The sequence below is a fragment of the Bradyrhizobium sp. Ai1a-2 genome (assembly GCF_000426245.1).
In the GTDB taxonomy this organism is placed as follows: domain Bacteria; phylum Pseudomonadota; class Alphaproteobacteria; order Rhizobiales; family Xanthobacteraceae; genus Bradyrhizobium.
The window spans coordinates 47388-62463 of the sequence record NZ_AUEZ01000054.1 but is presented as its reverse complement, the minus strand read 5'-3'; the positions used below and the strand labels follow the sequence as shown (position 1 = coordinate 62463).

15 protein-coding genes and 1 tRNA gene are annotated in these 15076 nt (G+C 60.9%); 11 read left to right on the top strand and 5 right to left on the bottom strand.

The genetic code is table 11. The features are described 5' to 3' along the window. On the top strand, window positions 1-247 hold a 247-nt coding region (locus K288_RS0128990; RefSeq protein ID WP_027577984.1), incomplete at its 5' end, for a transposase domain-containing protein. Between the two features lie 473 nt (window positions 248-720). After that, window positions 721-794 (top strand) — tRNA-Gly (locus K288_RS0128985). Between the two features lie 206 nt (window positions 795-1000). Here the strand turns inward: K288_RS0128985 and K288_RS0128980 are convergent. Next, window positions 1001-1735, bottom strand: a complete 735-nt coding sequence (locus tag K288_RS0128980) for a class I SAM-dependent methyltransferase (protein WP_027582705.1) — start codon at window positions 1733-1735, stop codon at window positions 1001-1003. 576 nt (window positions 1736-2311) lie between these two features. Here K288_RS0128980 and K288_RS0128975 point away from each other — a divergent pair. Then, window positions 2312-2683, top strand: a complete 372-nt coding sequence (locus K288_RS0128975) for a cupin domain-containing protein (protein ID WP_027582704.1) — start codon at window positions 2312-2314, stop codon at window positions 2681-2683. Between the two features lie 643 nt (window positions 2684-3326). Here K288_RS0128975 and K288_RS0128970 read toward each other — a convergent pair. Beyond that, window positions 3327-3734 (bottom strand): hypothetical protein, encoded by a 408-nt coding sequence (locus K288_RS0128970; protein WP_152535725.1) that lies wholly within the window; start codon window positions 3732-3734, stop codon window positions 3327-3329. A 779-nt stretch (window positions 3735-4513) separates the two neighbouring features. On the opposite strand from K288_RS0128970, the gene K288_RS46890 reads away from it, so the two are divergent. Both K288_RS46890 and K288_RS0128960 read left to right on the top strand, forming a co-directional pair. Next, window positions 4514-5740: a nucleotide disphospho-sugar-binding domain-containing protein gene (locus tag K288_RS46890; RefSeq protein ID WP_343208714.1), complete on the top strand. Its 1227-nt coding sequence runs from the start codon at window positions 4514-4516 to the stop codon at window positions 5738-5740. 502 nt (window positions 5741-6242) lie between these two features. Then, window positions 6243-6506 carry a hypothetical protein gene (locus K288_RS0128960; RefSeq protein WP_084799772.1) on the top strand — a complete coding sequence of 88 codons (264 nt, stop codon included), beginning with the start codon at window positions 6243-6245 and terminating at the stop codon, window positions 6504-6506. 8 nt (window positions 6507-6514) lie between these two features. Here the strand turns inward: K288_RS0128960 and K288_RS0128955 are convergent, their stop codons facing one another. Beyond that, complete coding sequence (locus K288_RS0128955) at window positions 6515-6871, bottom strand: hypothetical protein (RefSeq protein WP_027582701.1); 357 nt, start codon at window positions 6869-6871, stop codon at window positions 6515-6517. 328 nt (window positions 6872-7199) lie between these two features. On the opposite strand from K288_RS0128955, the gene K288_RS0128950 reads away from it, so the two are divergent. Then, entirely contained in the window at window positions 7200-7433 is a 234-nt protein-coding gene (locus K288_RS0128950) for a hypothetical protein (protein ID WP_027582700.1), read from the top strand. 195 nt (window positions 7434-7628) lie between these two features. On the opposite strand, the gene K288_RS0128945 is transcribed toward K288_RS0128950, so the two are convergent. Next, entirely contained in the window at window positions 7629-8681 is a 1053-nt protein-coding gene (locus K288_RS0128945; RefSeq protein WP_051334795.1) for an HAD family hydrolase, read from the bottom strand. 331 nt (window positions 8682-9012) lie between these two features. On the opposite strand from K288_RS0128945, the gene K288_RS0128935 reads away from it, so the two are divergent. Beyond that, window positions 9013-9408: a YciI family protein gene (locus K288_RS0128935; protein WP_027582698.1), complete on the top strand. Its 396-nt coding sequence runs from the start codon at window positions 9013-9015 to the stop codon at window positions 9406-9408. Window positions 9409-9512: 104 nt separating this feature from the next. On the opposite strand, the gene K288_RS0128930 is transcribed toward K288_RS0128935, so the two are convergent. Beyond that, entirely contained in the window at window positions 9513-10187 is a 675-nt protein-coding gene (locus tag K288_RS0128930; RefSeq protein WP_027582697.1) for an isochorismatase family cysteine hydrolase, read from the bottom strand. Between the two features lie 237 nt (window positions 10188-10424). On the opposite strand from K288_RS0128930, the gene K288_RS0128925 reads away from it, so the two are divergent. From K288_RS0128925 to K288_RS0128910, 4 genes are read left to right on the top strand one after another with little or no spacing between them, the layout of a single operon-like run. After that, window positions 10425-11504: a BMP family ABC transporter substrate-binding protein gene (locus K288_RS0128925; RefSeq protein ID WP_027582696.1), complete on the top strand. Its 1080-nt coding sequence runs from the start codon at window positions 10425-10427 to the stop codon at window positions 11502-11504. A 16-nt stretch (window positions 11505-11520) separates the two neighbouring features. After that, window positions 11521-13023, top strand: coding sequence for an ABC transporter ATP-binding protein (locus K288_RS0128920; protein ID WP_027582695.1), 1503 nt, complete (start codon window positions 11521-11523; stop codon window positions 13021-13023). A gap of 22 nt (window positions 13024-13045) precedes the next feature. After that, on the top strand, window positions 13046-14122 hold the full coding sequence (locus K288_RS0128915; RefSeq protein ID WP_201449742.1) for an ABC transporter permease: 1077 nt from the start codon (window positions 13046-13048) through the stop codon (window positions 14120-14122). Continuing rightward, window positions 14119-15054 (top strand): ABC transporter permease, encoded by a 936-nt coding sequence (locus K288_RS0128910; protein ID WP_201449741.1) that lies wholly within the window; start codon window positions 14119-14121, stop codon window positions 15052-15054. The genes K288_RS0128915 and K288_RS0128910 overlap by 4 nt, the downstream gene beginning before the upstream one ends. The last annotated feature ends 22 nt before the right edge of the window (window positions 15055-15076 follow it).

Genomic DNA, 15076 nt, shown 5'->3' with positions numbered 1-15076 from the left:
CAACAATCTTCTGGAGCGCGACATCAGGGTTTTTGCAACTGGCAGGAAGAGTTGGTTGTTCAGCGATACCGTGGACGGAGCCAAGGCCAGTGCCGTCGTCTACAGCCTGATGCTGACCTGCCGCGCCTCACGTGTCGAGCCGTTAGCGTGGTTGCGCCACGTCCTCACCGAATTGCCTCAGCGCGCCGGCGACGCCGATATTACCGACCTGCTGCCCTTCAACTTCCACAAAGCCGCCACTGCCTGAACGGACCGGTATCGCCCCGATACTAGGGCAATCCATCAAAACCGCCGGCGTCAACGTGCGGGGAAAATCGCGCTTACGCAAAAAGCGGAAACACAGGCAACTAGACGGCTAATATTACGGTTTGACGACGTCGCCCGCCTCCGGCGTCCCGAGGAATGCGTCCCTCCAAGTCGGCCCCATAACAAAGACGCGGCGGAATCGCTCCCGCCGCGCCCGATTCTCGTGCTCGCTGGTCCAGGGCTGAGAGCGCCCCGATGCCAAGCTTTGGACTGCTTAGCGGGCGATCCCAGCGAGGTGACAGCGCTTGAGATAAGACACTGGATCACCTCCTTTCTTTGTTGATGGGACAGCCAATATAGGCAGCCGATCCGCCCCTGTTAAGGCCGGAAGGCGGATTGGCTGGAACCCGGCTGTTTGTAACGGCTCAGGGCGGTTGAGGCCGCCCTCCCGGCGTGATAGTGGATCGACCCTACGCGGGTGTAGCTCAATGGTAGAGCAGCAGCCTTCCAAGCTGAATACGAGGGTTCGATTCCCTTCACCCGCTCCAAACCTTCCTAAAACCAATGCTAAATCAACGTGTTGCACGTGTCGCTTACGCACCAATCACGTGATGATGCGTGACTGGCTTTGAGCACCTCAAAGCCAGCCTATCCCCACAATAGTACATCAAATTCGTCTGAGCGGTGTTGCGCGCGTATGTGGCCGTTGTCGTGACGCCACAATCACCGCATTCTCTTCCTCAAGTCCGCCACCTCAGATCAGCGTCAGCTTTTTGCCTCTAAGCCTCATCATGCTGTCGATATTGACGTCGCCGTTGGTCTTACCCGGACCGCGAACGAGGCGCACGTAATTCGGCAATATCTCGATCGAGTCAATAAGCGGACGAGTCGAAGGAAGAAGGACCACCATCTCAAAAACAAGATTGGTCAATGCCAAGGAAGTCGACGATGTACTCTTCCAATGGGCCCATGCCCAATCCTCCAGGCAATACTGACCACCGCGGGCCAGCTTGCCAAACGTCAGTTCGAAGGTGCTACGGGACAAGTTATAGTTGTGTGAGGCGTCATCGCAAATGAGGCCGATATCCTCGCCGCTGAAATCCTCACGGATAATTTTCTCCAAGGCATCCTTATCCGACTGGCTAGTATTGTAATGGATCTTTACTCGTTCCTTCAGACCAAGATTGTGAACGTGGCGCAAAACCGCATCATCGGGGTCTCTTATATCAAGCGCTGATATCCTGAATTCAGGATGAGCGACGGCGAAGAACAACGTCGACCCACCCTCAAAAATCCCGACCTCAAGGAAGTTCTTGTTTGGCGCGGCGTCGAACACTTTGTCGTACGACCGTAGAATGTCCGCGGATTTCAGAACCACGATCTCGCTGTCGGTGGTCTTGTGCTCCTTGTAGTTGCTGTTGATGAAGTTGAACGTGAGCCCGCCCGCAACGAACGTGTTTCCGTCCTCGTGCGTGATGACATTTGCCATTGCGTTTCTTCCTCAATGTTATTGAACGCAATCTTAGATAGAGCTAATCGCGCGAGCAAGAGATTTTTCATTCAGTCAGGTATGGCTCTCCATCATGGCACCTCGATCAATTGTCCTTCGGGATGTGTCACTCGAAGTTCCACCATGACGAGCAAGGACCACTGTTCGTCACTGACGAAACGGGATGGGGACCATTGCGCAATGGCTTGGGGCGAGACCTGAATAGTCGAAGCGTCGAGTAAACGACGCTGGGTCGCTTGTGGCGGACTACGTGAGAAGGACCGGTTGCGATTCTTTGCCTAATCCCGAACTCAGCGGTCCAGGGAGCGCCCCATCGCCGCGGAGAACAAGGTTGCCATTGGTCGCCGACTTCACTGGATGACGAAGCACGAGCACTGTTCGTTTGCCCTGCAACTGCGTGGGGCTCCTGATCCGCTTTGCGCGTCCAAATTGTAACTGGTACGATATCTGCACTCACCCGAAATGCAGCCGTTGCGGCTCCGTGGGGTGGGTTGATCCCCGACCGAACTGGTCGGAGGTCATCCATTACAGCAAAGGCATTTGAGGGAGATAGTCATGCTTCGATTGGCAGTGTTGTTTTCTCTCGCTCTCACCACCGCGGCCAGTGCCCAAACCAACCGAACCGAATTAAAGAAGGCAGACCTGACCGGCACCGACATGGAGGTGATTGTTGCTGTTGTAGAGGTGCCGCCCGGCAACAGCCTCCCCCGACACTCCCACAATGGAGAGGAAGCCGTCTATGTGCTCGAGGGCGCAACACTGCTGTTGCCCGATGGGAGCGAGCGGCAATTCCCCACCGGAGCAGCCGTCATCAACGTGCGCGACGTTGCACATGGCGGCTTCAAGGTGGGCGGCGACAAGCCGCTCAAAATGCTAACGGTGCATATCGTCGATAAGGGTAAGCCGCTTATCGTACCCGCGAAATAGCTTCCACGAGGTGCCGGAGAACGGCTGGGGCCGCTCGTTCGACGCGCCGATCGCGCCGAACGGTCGACGCCTGGTCGTTCTCCGCGACGCGGCGAACGTCATCCACAGGACGCCCCGCGAGGTGGTTCGAAGAGAACGACCCTCTTAGGCGTCGCGTTCGAATATCCGTTGTTCGAATGAGCCCGGCCGAAGCAACCACCGGCTGGTCGAAACCGGCTTAGGGGCGACAGCAGAAAAGCGCAACAGGAAATAAATCGCCGTCACAGAGAACAATTACCCTGTGGCGATTCGTGTCACCGCGGTCCGTCAACGTTCCCGACCGCTGAGAAGAAGGGATGCGTGAATGTGGAGATCAGCTTTTGCAATAGTTGTCGTCGCCTGCATGATGCCTGGTGCGGCAACGGCGCAGGACATTCTCATACCGGACCCGCAGAAGATTGATTCCATGACCAGGAATTGCGTCTACAACAGCGCGTTTTATTCTCAGGGCGCCGTCATTTGCCTCGGCGGGGGTCGCGGACTCCAATGCAGCAGCGGCAGTTGGGTCGCTACTCAGGATGCCGCTGCCTGCAAAGACCCAGTCCCTACACAGCCGCCGCGGTAACTCTTAGAGACCACCTTCGACGAAGCGCCCCCGAGGAGATCAGAGAGCCTTCAGATCAATGAACTTCCGGTTGCTGGGCTCGTATTGGAAGGCGTAGGGCTTGCCCTCTCCGCAGCTCTTCCCGGCTGCTGCTCGACGTTCCAGCTTGTAGGTTATCTGGTATCGCTGTTGTGTAAGGTCCGAATCAAACCTGACCAGAAGTCTGGGTGACCGGTTTTCGTTTTGCCGCTCGTACTGATGCGAAAACCATGTGTTCGCACCTGGGGCGATTCTGTTTGTGTCCCATCGATCCACATCGGCCCACTTGACCTGGTAGTTGATGGGAGCACCCGTCCGGTTGTGCAGGCACACGACAGCAAAACGATTTGCGGCTTGCGCGGTCGTTGCTCCGAGAATCGAGACTGCCACTCCCAGTCCGACGAGCGATGGAAGGATGCACGTTGTCATGCTGTTCTCCTAAGTCAGTCGCGAGGGACACCTGATGCCGACGTCGCTGACAGCGCAAAGTATAATTTTATAGTCCACACAACCTCTGTGATATGCTTCACAAGCCATCGGTTGGCCGTTCGGCTAAGTGTTTGCGAGAGCGCGATGACGCTTGAGCGCGACAATGAGCCACACGCCGGCAACACCGCTGCCTCCGTATCTGGCTGGACAAGGACAACAGCACGCATGAGCTCCCGGCACGCGGACGACCTTCCTATTTCAGTTGGTCTAATTGCTTTGGCGGCATTGCTGACCATAGCATTGATCGTGAACCTCCTTGCTGAGCCCTGAGAGCCGCCGATGATACCCGCAGCTCCACGCGACAGCGACCAAGGCTTCGGCCTCCGCACAGTCCGCCTCCCGGACTAGCCTCTGGGCGGCCTCCTGGTGGGCCTGAGCGCGCATGTCGGCGCGCGAGACGACGGTAACGAAGCGGACCGGTCAACGGCTGGTGACGTGTGCGACGCGCGTTGCCGCTGTAACCATTTCCAGCGGGATCCGAAGTCAACGTGTAACAACGATACCTCCCTCTGTTCACTCGGGGGCCACTCGGAAGAGGCGGCCGGACCCTACCCGACATTCACAGAGGCTCCGATCCCATGAAAATTCTCATAGCTTCGACGCCCGCGGAGGGCCATCTCAATCCGCTGCTTGGGATCACTCGCGTCCTACTCGCCGAAGGCCACGAGATCGCTTTCTTTACCGGCAGCGTCTTCCGCCACCGCATCGAAAGCAGCGGCATGAAGTTCATTTCGCTTCCCGCCAGTGCGGATTTTGATCTGCGTGAACTTCTCTCGGTGGCTCCCGAACTGAAGGACATTCCGGCGGGACCCGAATGGTTGCGAGTTTGTGTCCGTCGCGTCTTCATCGATCCGATGGCGGCGCAGCACCAGGGCCTGTTGCAGGCAATACGGGAAAGTCCGGTCGACATGGTCTTGTGCGACGACACATTCCTGGGCGCGCTGCCGATGCTGCTCGGGGCGGGCTCAAAGCGGCCCTCAATCGTTGTCTGTGGCACAACTTTCTTGCGTTTACCGCGCGAAGACGGCGCGCCGAACTTTCTTGGACTGCCGCCCGCAACAACCGAGGAGCAGCGCCAACAATACGCGGCTATGGCACGGCAAGTTGACGAAGCCGTCAATCAACCAAACTTGCTTTGTGTGAACGAGACGTTGAACACGCTTGGTGTCGGCACATTGCCGATCCCGGCTTCCCAAGCCATCATCAAACTTGCTGACGCCTATCTGCAGCTATCGGTGCCGAGCTTCGAGTTTCCGCGCAAGCTGCCGCCCACGGTCCATTTCGTGGGCACGCCTCCGATCGTTCCGAACCAGGCGCCGGTGCCGTCGTGGGCCGCTGATCTCGACGGCAAGCGCAAGGTGGTGCTGGTCACGCAGGGGACGGTGGCCAATCACAATTTCGGTCTTCTCGTCGCGCCGACGCTGGCCGCCCTTGCGGACGAACCGGATCTGCTCGTGGTCGTGACCACCGGCGGTCGTCCGGTCGATGCGATCCCCGGCCCGATTCCGTCCAACGCCCGCGTGTCCACCTACCTGCCGTTCGAGTGGATCCTGAAAAAGACGGATGTGTTCGTCACCAATGGCGGCTACGGCAGCGTCAATCAGGCGATGAGTTTTGGAATTCCGATCGTGAGCGCCGGGCTGACCGAGGACAAGGCCGATGTGAACGCGCGCATCGCGTGGTCCGGCGTCGGTATCAACCTGGCGACCAATCAGCCGGATCCGCGCGTCCTGCGCGAGGCGGTTCGGACCGTGCTCGAAAAGCCGGGCTATCGCACGCGGGCTGCATCGATGGCCGATGAGTTCGCCGGGCTCGACACGCGGTCCGAAATCCTCTCAATCATCCGCCGACTGGTTGCAGATCGAAAAGCTACTGTGGACTTCGCGAAAAAGGATAGCGAATACACGCGGAACGAGCCTCCTCCGTCGCTTGCCCGAATGTTGTAAGGACGCACACACGATCCCCAACCGTGTTGTGCCCTGCCCCGCTTACAGCTCGATCTGGCGTCTCAGCCGAGTTCTGGAAGTTCAGCGGCCCAGTTCGACCCAACCGCCGGCCGCTCGCCCGCGCTCCAATCCGCGTCAAGCAAATTGCCGTTTTTTCCCGGATTTTCGTGAACCAGATCATATCACCTCGTCCGGGCATGTCGGAGACTGCCGGTAGCGGAGGATCAGAACCATGGCCAAACCTTCGAAGCGAATGCCGGACTGGTTGACGACCGACATCCTGATAATCGTCGTAGGGCTAGCGGTGATTGGAGTCGGATTCTGGATCGCTCCTTAGCCGGGACTTGCGGTTTGAGATGGAACCCGGTCGAACCGAAGGCTCCAGGTCATCAGCCGCCTTCTGAGAAGCTTGCTGCCTGTGAGCGCTACGTCAATAGCGCTGCATTTTTTCGGATCGGCGAAGCAATATCCTTCTCAGCACATGGGCCTTATCGGATGCTTCATGCAGTTCAACCGCATCATCGGTCCGACGGAAGACTTCCAGATGTGGAGCGCCAGCAGCCATGGCTTCTCGTTCGTGATCAGTAACGAGAGTCGTAGCGGCCCCGGCCTTCACGGGCAGCCCGGCTTTGTTGCATCATGGCGTCCCATCGATCTGAACCGGCCCGCGATCAGGGTGGGCGGTTCGCCATTCAAGACTTTTGCCGAAGCCGAGAAGGCCTGCGAGGAGATGCTGAAGCACCTGATTGATGACCGGGCGGGATAGCGGGCGATTCACTTGCCACGATCTCCGGTTTTGCTCGTTATCGATTGGCACGATAACGGAGGATATGGCAACGCACCCTCGATCATCTGCAGTTCGACGATGCCGAGCACCGTGTGGTGAGGCCCGAAGGCCTTGCTCAGCTTGGCTGCACTGTCATGGGTCCGCGTGAAGCCGCCAACAGTCGGAGTGAAGTCACCGCGCTTACCGATGATGACGGCGTAGCGGTAATGCCGACTGGTACGGGTGCCGACCACTTCGCCATCCCAGATCGCCAAGAAGGTCTTCTTCTTTTCCATTATCATTGCCTTCTTGGCTGCAAAGACGTGATCCGAGCCGCCGTCAATTTCGTCGATGCGGAGAGTCAACCAGGCCTGTCTTTAGGGGTAGAACAGCGCGAGGATCAGCTACCTGTGTCAGCACGCAGCAGGATGTCCATGACCGCGCCACCGGCAACGGTAGCCTTCGGTCGAGCCGCATTCTGTTCAAAAGTGAACGCAGGCACCCGGCGAATTGACCGATAGGATCGACGGCAAGTTCCAGCTTGGACTAGGGCGATGGGAGGACTCGCCGCACGTTCCTAATGACGGCGCACAGCAATCCGTACAAAATTGCAGCTATTTCCCGACATCCGGGGAACGTACATGCTCCTAGCCTCGTTATGCAGCCAGAGCATTGCGGAGGCGTTGGGTCGAAATGGACGAAGTGTCTCAACTGGCCTTAGTTGTTTTCTTCGCGGCATTGTTGCTGGTCAGCGGTCAGCTATTCATGGAGCACCGACCAAAAACCTTCAACAGCCTTGGCGATGCCACGGCGACCTTGCGCGCAGCGAAAAACGGCGCCGCGTTTTCCCAATACATAAGTGGCGCGCCAATGCGCGACACACAATCCGAAACCCTTTTGGGTTTGGTCCAGAACCAGGGGCTGTGACCGGGCCCACCTACAATGCGGGCGCTCTACCTGCTTGACCTAGTCCGGCGCGCAGCTAGTGGCTGCCGTTCCCCAGTTTTCTCCAGCTCATCAGGAACTTTTCGCTTGTGGTGCGATGACGCAGGCGGCTGAGTCTTTGGGCGTGGCGAGTTCCTTAACCCGGCTAAGGGCAGCGACCCGCACCCGCACGCGATTTCATTTGCTTTCATTTGCTTTAGTCAGCGGTGGAAATATGAGCCTGAAGTCGTTCTTCATACTGACGATCTGCCAGTGGCGCTCGTTGGCCTCGTCCCACAGCTTGTCCAGGCGACCCCAACTGGGCCCGGCCCTGTCATAGGCGAATTCCCGCTCGGCATCGTCATGGTGCAGGATCAGAACGAGATGCGGCTTGTCGTTCGCCGCGGTCATCGCAAGCATCGGCTCATCGCCATCGGAGTTGCCGAACGCCAAAATTGGCCGCTTGCCGATGTGAAGCTGGATATTGGCAACGTTGCCGGGACCATCATTAAGGCTGCCGAGCTGCGCCACTCGCTCGATGGTCGGTTGACCGTCCACGACCTTGTAGTCGTACCGCACGCTGCTGCCGATCACCTGTTCCGGCGGAATGCCATACTCCGCATTGGCAAAGCTGCGAAGAAAATCAACCTCTCCGCCGGAGACCAGATAGACCTTAAATCCGTTCGCCCGGAGCAACTGAAGGAGTTCAAGCTGCGGTTGGTAGACCAGGCTCTGGTACGGTCGATGAAGTGTGGGATTGCTGGCGGTCTGCAGCCACGCGCTCGCCGTTTGTTCGAAAGTCTTTTCATCCGTGCCAGCAAAGGCGGCGAGAGCCAGGCTTACCGTGTCGTCCCGGCTGAGCTTCGATAGGTAAGCACGAGCGTTGTCGAGGATCGCCTTGAAGGGCTCGTTGGTCCGCCATTCTGGATGCGCTCCGGAGAGACGACGGACCTCGTCCAGAGCAAAGGCCAGATTGATGTTAGGCATCTCCGCGAGCAGCGTGCCGTCATTGTCGAATACTGCGACACGATCCTCCGGCGGGACGAATTTTGCGTTTCCCGGCGTGGTAACATCCGCGATGAAGCTTTTGACCGCTGTCTTGGCCGCACCATCGTTCCATGAGGGCAAAGAATCGGTCTGCGCCTGCGCCGATACAACGCCGATGAAGGTCAGCAACGTCAGTGAGCATGCGAGCCGACGCACCATCAAGAAACCATGCGCCCGGAAACTCCTGATCTCGAATTTCAGCATGTTCCGTTCTCTCCGTCACAAGGGCTCGAAGCCGCGCGTCACTCATGCATTCAGCCGCGCGATCAACCGCTCCAATTCGTTTGGGTCGATTTGATAGCGAGGAGTGCATTTCGGACTCGTTTCAAAATGCGGCCCTCGCGCTACATTTGAAATCACGCTAGAAAGGGTCGCGAATCCACAGCCTCTGGATTTCGGCGTTCGCGCTTGGCGCGCCCGAAGCGACGCTGAAAGCCGGCGGCTCAGAGGTTGACCGAACACAGCCGCGGCAATTTGTCGGATTCGGCCTGCCCCAAACGTCCTTTGCCTGGCCACCCAGCTACGAGAGGTACCGATGCTCTACGCCATCCTCGCCTATCACGTCGAAACGGAGGTCATGTCCTGGACGCCGGAGGAAGATGCCGCGCTGATGGTTGACCTGCACGAGGTCCATGACCGCTTGACGGAGGAAGGCCGCCTTGGGCCGGCGGCACGGCTCGGCGAGACCAGGAAGGCCCGCACGCTGCGCGGTCCGGGCGCAGGCGTTGTAATCGACGGCCCCTTCGCCGAGACCAAGGAGCAACTGCTCGGCCTTTACGTCGTCGACTGCGCCAGCGAGGAGGCCGCGATCGAAGCCGCGCGCGACCTGCGCCGGGTCAATCCAACCGCAGTGTACGAGATCCGGCCGATCACGCTCTATCTTCCGGGGACAGCCTTTCCGCTGACGGAGGCCGCAGGCGACGGCGAATAGATCAGTCGTTGCCATCTGTCGGAGGAAATCGCCGAGACCACCGCGGGCATGCTTGCCGCGATCGGCGTGCGCATCCGCCAACTGCAACAGCCGCCTGGTCTCCCTCAACGGGCACGCCATTCCGCGAGCAGATCGGCGGCGTCGGTCACGATGCCGAGATGCAGCGACACCATCTTCAGCGCGGCGTCCTCCATCTCCTCGTTGGTGCCGCGCACGAGGTCGCGCAGCACGACGACGCGATAGCTGAGATTGCTGGCATCGAAGGCTGCGTTGAGGATGCAGCAATCGGTCATGCCGCCGTCGAGCACCACGGTGCGCACGTTCATCTGCCGCAGCAGGAAATCGAGATCGGTGGCAAAGAACGGCGACAGCCGTTTCTTGCCGGCGACCACCAGGTCCTGCGGCTCGACATGGGTGACGAATTCGGTCCAGCGCGAACCTTCGATCGCATGCGCATCGGAGTTGGGGATCGCGCCGACATAGAGCGGAAAGGTGCGCCGCCACGCCGAAGGAATGCCGGCGATATCGTCGACCCCGGTCTTGCGCAGCACCGACTTGACGTGGATCACCGGCACGCCGATGGCGCGCGCCGCGACATGGAACTGATCGATCGGCGCGACGATCTCTCGCGCGCGCGGCGCCGGACAGGGACAATCCGGCGTATCGGCGAGGTGTCCCTGGTGCATGTCGACGGAGATGATCGCGGTCCGCGCGGCTTGCGTGAAATCCTCGAACCCCTGCGGCAGCTCGCGCCTTTCGCCATACACATAAGCTTTCATCAACTCTCCTGTCGCCGAAACATTTTCCCGTGATACGCAAAGCAATATCCAGGCCGCTCATTGTTTACGGCAACAGCGAGTTACAGCATGACGAACAGGATGCAGGGAGGACTGCTCATCGATTGGCTCGACTGTGACTAAACAATTGGCGTGCTATTTTTCACAACAATGCGAAGATTTTTTCGGAACCCGTCCTGAACGGTCGACGAATTTTCGCATATCGAGAGGATCCGCGTGATGCGCTGGACTACAATTCCTGTTCTTGCTGCTGCCCTGACCGGCGGCGCGGCAGTCGCCTATGCCGCGGGGTTCACGCTTCCGGCGCCGGCCAAGATTGCGTTCCTCTATTTCGCCGACAAGACCGACGGCGGGTGGACGCAGGCCTATGACGAGGCGCGCCCGAAGATTGAGAAGGAAGTCGGTATGCAGATTCCCTTCGTCGAAAATGTGCCTGAGGTTGCAGGACAGATCACGCCGGCCGCGGAGCGCTTCATCCAGCGCGGCTACAACGTGATCATCGGCACCGCATTCGGCTATTCCGACACGTTCAAGGAGCTGTCGCAGAAATACCCGAAGGTCGCGTTCCTCAACGGCTCCGGCACCACCAACGGCCCGAACCTCGAATCCTTCTACGGCCGCACCTATGAGAGCCAGTATCTCTGCGGCATGGTCGCCGGCGCGATGTCGAAGTCCGGCAAGCTCGGATTCGTCGCCGCACATCCGATCGGCCCAGTGAACTGGACCATCAATGCCTATGAATTAGGCGCGCAGAAGATGAATCCGAAGGCCACGGTAACGGTGATCTTCACCGGCGCCTGGAACGATCCGGTCAAGGAACGCGCCGCGGCGCAGGCCATGGCCGACCAGGGCATCGACGTGATCGGCCAGCACGTCGACACCCCCACCCCGCAGATCGTTGCGCAGGAGCGCGGCATCTACGGCACCGGCCATCACCGCGACCTCCGCGAGTTCGCACCGAAGGCAACGCTTTGCTCATCGGCCTGGACCTGGGAAAAATTCCTCGGGCCCGAACTGAAGAAGATCGCGGCGGGCAATTGGGAGCCCAACCCCTACGGCGCCTTCCCCGGCATCAAGGATGGCGGCACCGACATCGCCTGCTGCAACAGCGTGGTACCGAAGGATGTCGTCGACAAAATGATGGCCGAGCGCGATGCGATCATTGCCGGCAAGCAGATCTTCGCCGGTCCGATCAAGGACACCGCCGGCACCGTCCGCGTCGCCGAGGGCAAGTCGCTCGACGATGCCGGATTCTGGAAGATGGACTGGTTCATCCCCGGCGTCATCACGCAGAAATAGGCGAGCATAGCTTGTGATGAATTCGGCCCTGCAACTTGCCGGGATCAGGAAATCCTTTGACGGGGCTCTGGCTCTCGATGGCGCGTCCTTCGAGAGCCGCTCCGGCGAGGTCCATGCCCTGCTCGGCGAGAACGGCGCCGGCAAATCGTCGCTGATGAACGTCGCCGCCGGCCTCTACGCGCCGGATGCCGGATCGATCTCCATCAACGGTGCACCGATCTCCCTGAGTGGGCCTGCCTCGGCCCGCTCGCACGGGATCGGCATGGTGCACCAGCACTTCAAGCTGGTACGGCCTTTCACCGTGGCCGAGAACGTGCTGCTCGCCAATCCGCAACCGCATTTCGCTTCCGGCCTGCGCGACATCCGCGATGCCATCAAGAAGCAGGTCGATGCACTCAAATTCTCGATCGATCCCGATCGCCGCATCGACAGCATGACCGTGGCCGAGCAGCAGCAGGCCGAGATCGTCAAGGTGCTGGTCGGCGGCGCCAGGATCCTGATCCTCGACGAGCCAACCGCGGTGCTGACCGACGCCGAAGCCGTCGGCCTGCTCGAGATCGTGCAGCGGCTGGCGCGATCCGGTACTGCGGTGGTGCTGGTGACGCACAAGCTGCAGGACGTGAAGCGCTACGCCGATGTCGTGACCATCATGCGCGGCGGCAGGACGGTGGCCACGCTCGATCCCCGGCAATCGACTGCGGAAGAACTGACCGAGCTCACGGTTGGCCAGACCTCGGCGCTGCCGGAGCGCACGCCGCACCAGGGCGGCGAGACCCGGCTCAATGTCGGCGCCCTCACCTATACGCGCGCCGACGGCCGCACGATGCTCAACAACACGAGCTTCTTTGTCCGTGCTGGCGAGATCTACGGTATCGCCGGCGTCAGCGGTAACGGCCAGGCCGAGCTTGCGGAAGCGCTGATCGGCGCGATCGAGCCCTCCCTGGGCGAGATCTGGGTGGATGGCGCCGGCGACATCGGCCACGCCGGCCAGGCCAGGCGGCGGGAAGCTGCGATCGCCGCGATCCCCGCCGACCGCTACGCCTATGCGCTCGCCGGCAGCCTGCCGATACAGGACAATCTCGCAGTGGCACAGATCCGTTCCGGTCGCTACGGCAGCGTCTTCCGGCTCGACCGCGCGGCGATGCGCCGCGACGCCATCGCGGCGGTGAAGGATTACGACGTGCAGGGCGTGCGCAGCGTCAAGCAGAAGGCCTCGCTCTTGTCGGGCGGCAATGCGCAGAAGCTGGTCATCGCGCGCGAGTTCAGCCTCGAGCCGGAGGTTGTGGTCGCGCACAGCCCGAGTCGCGGGCTCGATGCGCGCGCCTGTGCCGCCGTGCACCAGCGCCTGATCGCGGCGCGCGAACGCGGCGCCGCCATCGTCCTGATCAGCGAGGACCTCGACGAGATCCTGAGTTTGTCCGACCGTATCGGCGTGATGACCCGCGGCGCGATCGTCGCCGAATTCGAACGCCCCGCGGACCGCCAGGCGATCGGCCGCGCCATGGTCGACCATGCATGACATCCTGCGCCGAGCCGAGCCATTGACCTCGCCTGTCCCCGCATCCCCGCGCGGCTTCGGCCGCCTCACGCTCGACGTGCGCCAGAACCTGCCGCCGTGGAAGCAGGCGGTGTTCGTCGGATCATCGCTGATCCTCGGCCTTGCGATTTCAGTCGCGATCCTCGCTCTCGCCGGCATCCCGCCCTTGACGCTCGCCAGCGAACTCGCCGGCGTGCTGACGGCGGAGAACCTGCGCGGCGTGCTGATCCAGGCCGCGCCGCTGATCCTGGTCGGCCTGGGCGCAAGCGTCGCCTTCCGCATCGGCTTCTGGAATCTCGGCATCGAGGGCCAGATGATCTTCGGCGGCATCTTTGCCGCCGCGATCTCGATCTACGACATCGGCCCGCCGGCGACGCGGCTGATCCTGATGGGAATGGCCGCCGCGCTTGGCGGCGCGCTCTGGGTGCTCCTTGTGGTGTTCCTGAAGCTGCGCTTCCGGGTCAACGAGATCATAGCGACGTTGCTCTTGAATTATGTGGCGATGTATTTCCTGTTCCACCTGCTCTACGGCGCCTGGCAGGACGCCAAGACGGCGTTTCCGCAATCCACACCGTTCCGTCCGTTCGAGCGGCTGACCGATATCGGCTATGGCGTCAACAGCGGTTTGCTGATCGCGATCGCCGGCGTGCTCGCGGCCGGCTGGCTGATCCATCTCAGCCGCATCGGCTTCTACACCCGCTTCATCAGCGCCAATCCGCGCATGGCGAAGGTCGTCGGCGTCCCCGTACAGACGGCGACGATCTGGATCATCGCGATCTCGGGCGCCTGCTCAGGACTCGCCGGGTTCGTCAATGTCGCCAGCCAGGAGGGCCGGCTCACGCAATCCTACGCCAATGGCTATGTGTTCTCCGGCGTCCTGATCGCGTTCCTGTCGCGCAACGACCCGATCGTGGTCGCGATCGTGGCCTTCCTGATCGCGGTGCTCTTCATCACCGGCCAGACGCTGCAGGTGTTCTACCAGATCCCCTTCACCATGGTGCAGATGATCGAGGCGATCATCGTGATGGCGGTCGCGTCGTCGGAATTTTTGATCCGCCACCGCATCAGGTGGATTCGATGATCGATTTCCTCGTCAACTGGCTCGCCAACACGCCCGTCACCGCGGCGCCCTACGCGCTTGCCGCGCTCGGCCTGATCATCGCCGAACGTTCCGGCGTGCTGAACCTCACCGCGGAAGGCCTGATGCTGGTCGGCGCGCTCGCGGGCGCGGGAACCTGCCTTGCGCTCGGCGGCTACCCAGCGCTGGCGCTGGTCGCCGCGATGGTGGCGGCGAGCGCAGTCTCGCTGCTGTTTGCAGTGCTGGTGGTGGTGCTGCGCATCAACCAGGTGATCGCGGGCCTGTCAGTCGTGTTCTTCTGCCAAGGTTTTACCGGCCTCGTCGGCACGCTGGCGAAATGGCAGAACAAGCAACTGACGGGCCTTCCGCCACTGAAGATCTGGCCGCTGTCCGAAATCCCCGGCATCGGGCGGATCTTGTTCCAGCAGGATCCGATCGTCTATCTCACTATCCTGATCTTCTTTGCCGTCAACTTCCTGCTGTTCCGCACCATGCTCGGCTTGCGGATTCGCTCGGTCGGCGAGAACCCGGGCGCTGCGGACGCCGCCGGCGTCAGCGTTACCTTGCATCGCATCTTCGCGATCGTCGCCGGTTCCTCGTTGATCGGGCTGGCCGGCGGCTACATCTCCGTCGTCAGTGTCAAGCTATGGGTGACGGGAATGACCGGCGGCCGCGGCTGGATCGCGGTGGCGCTCGTGGTGTTCGCGCGCTGGGCGCCGTGGCCCGCCCTCGCCGGCGCACTCCTGTTCGGCTGCATCGAGGCGCTGATCCCGCAGATCGCAGCGGCCGGCATCCGCGTGCCGCAATATCTGATGCTGATGACGCCGTATCTGGCGACCATCGCCGTCATGATCTGGGTCGGCACCAAGGATTCCGGCATCACGCAGGAGCCCGGCGCACTCGGCCAGCCGCATGTGCGGGAAGAGCGAAGGTAGCAACCTCACGCCTGTCCTTCCA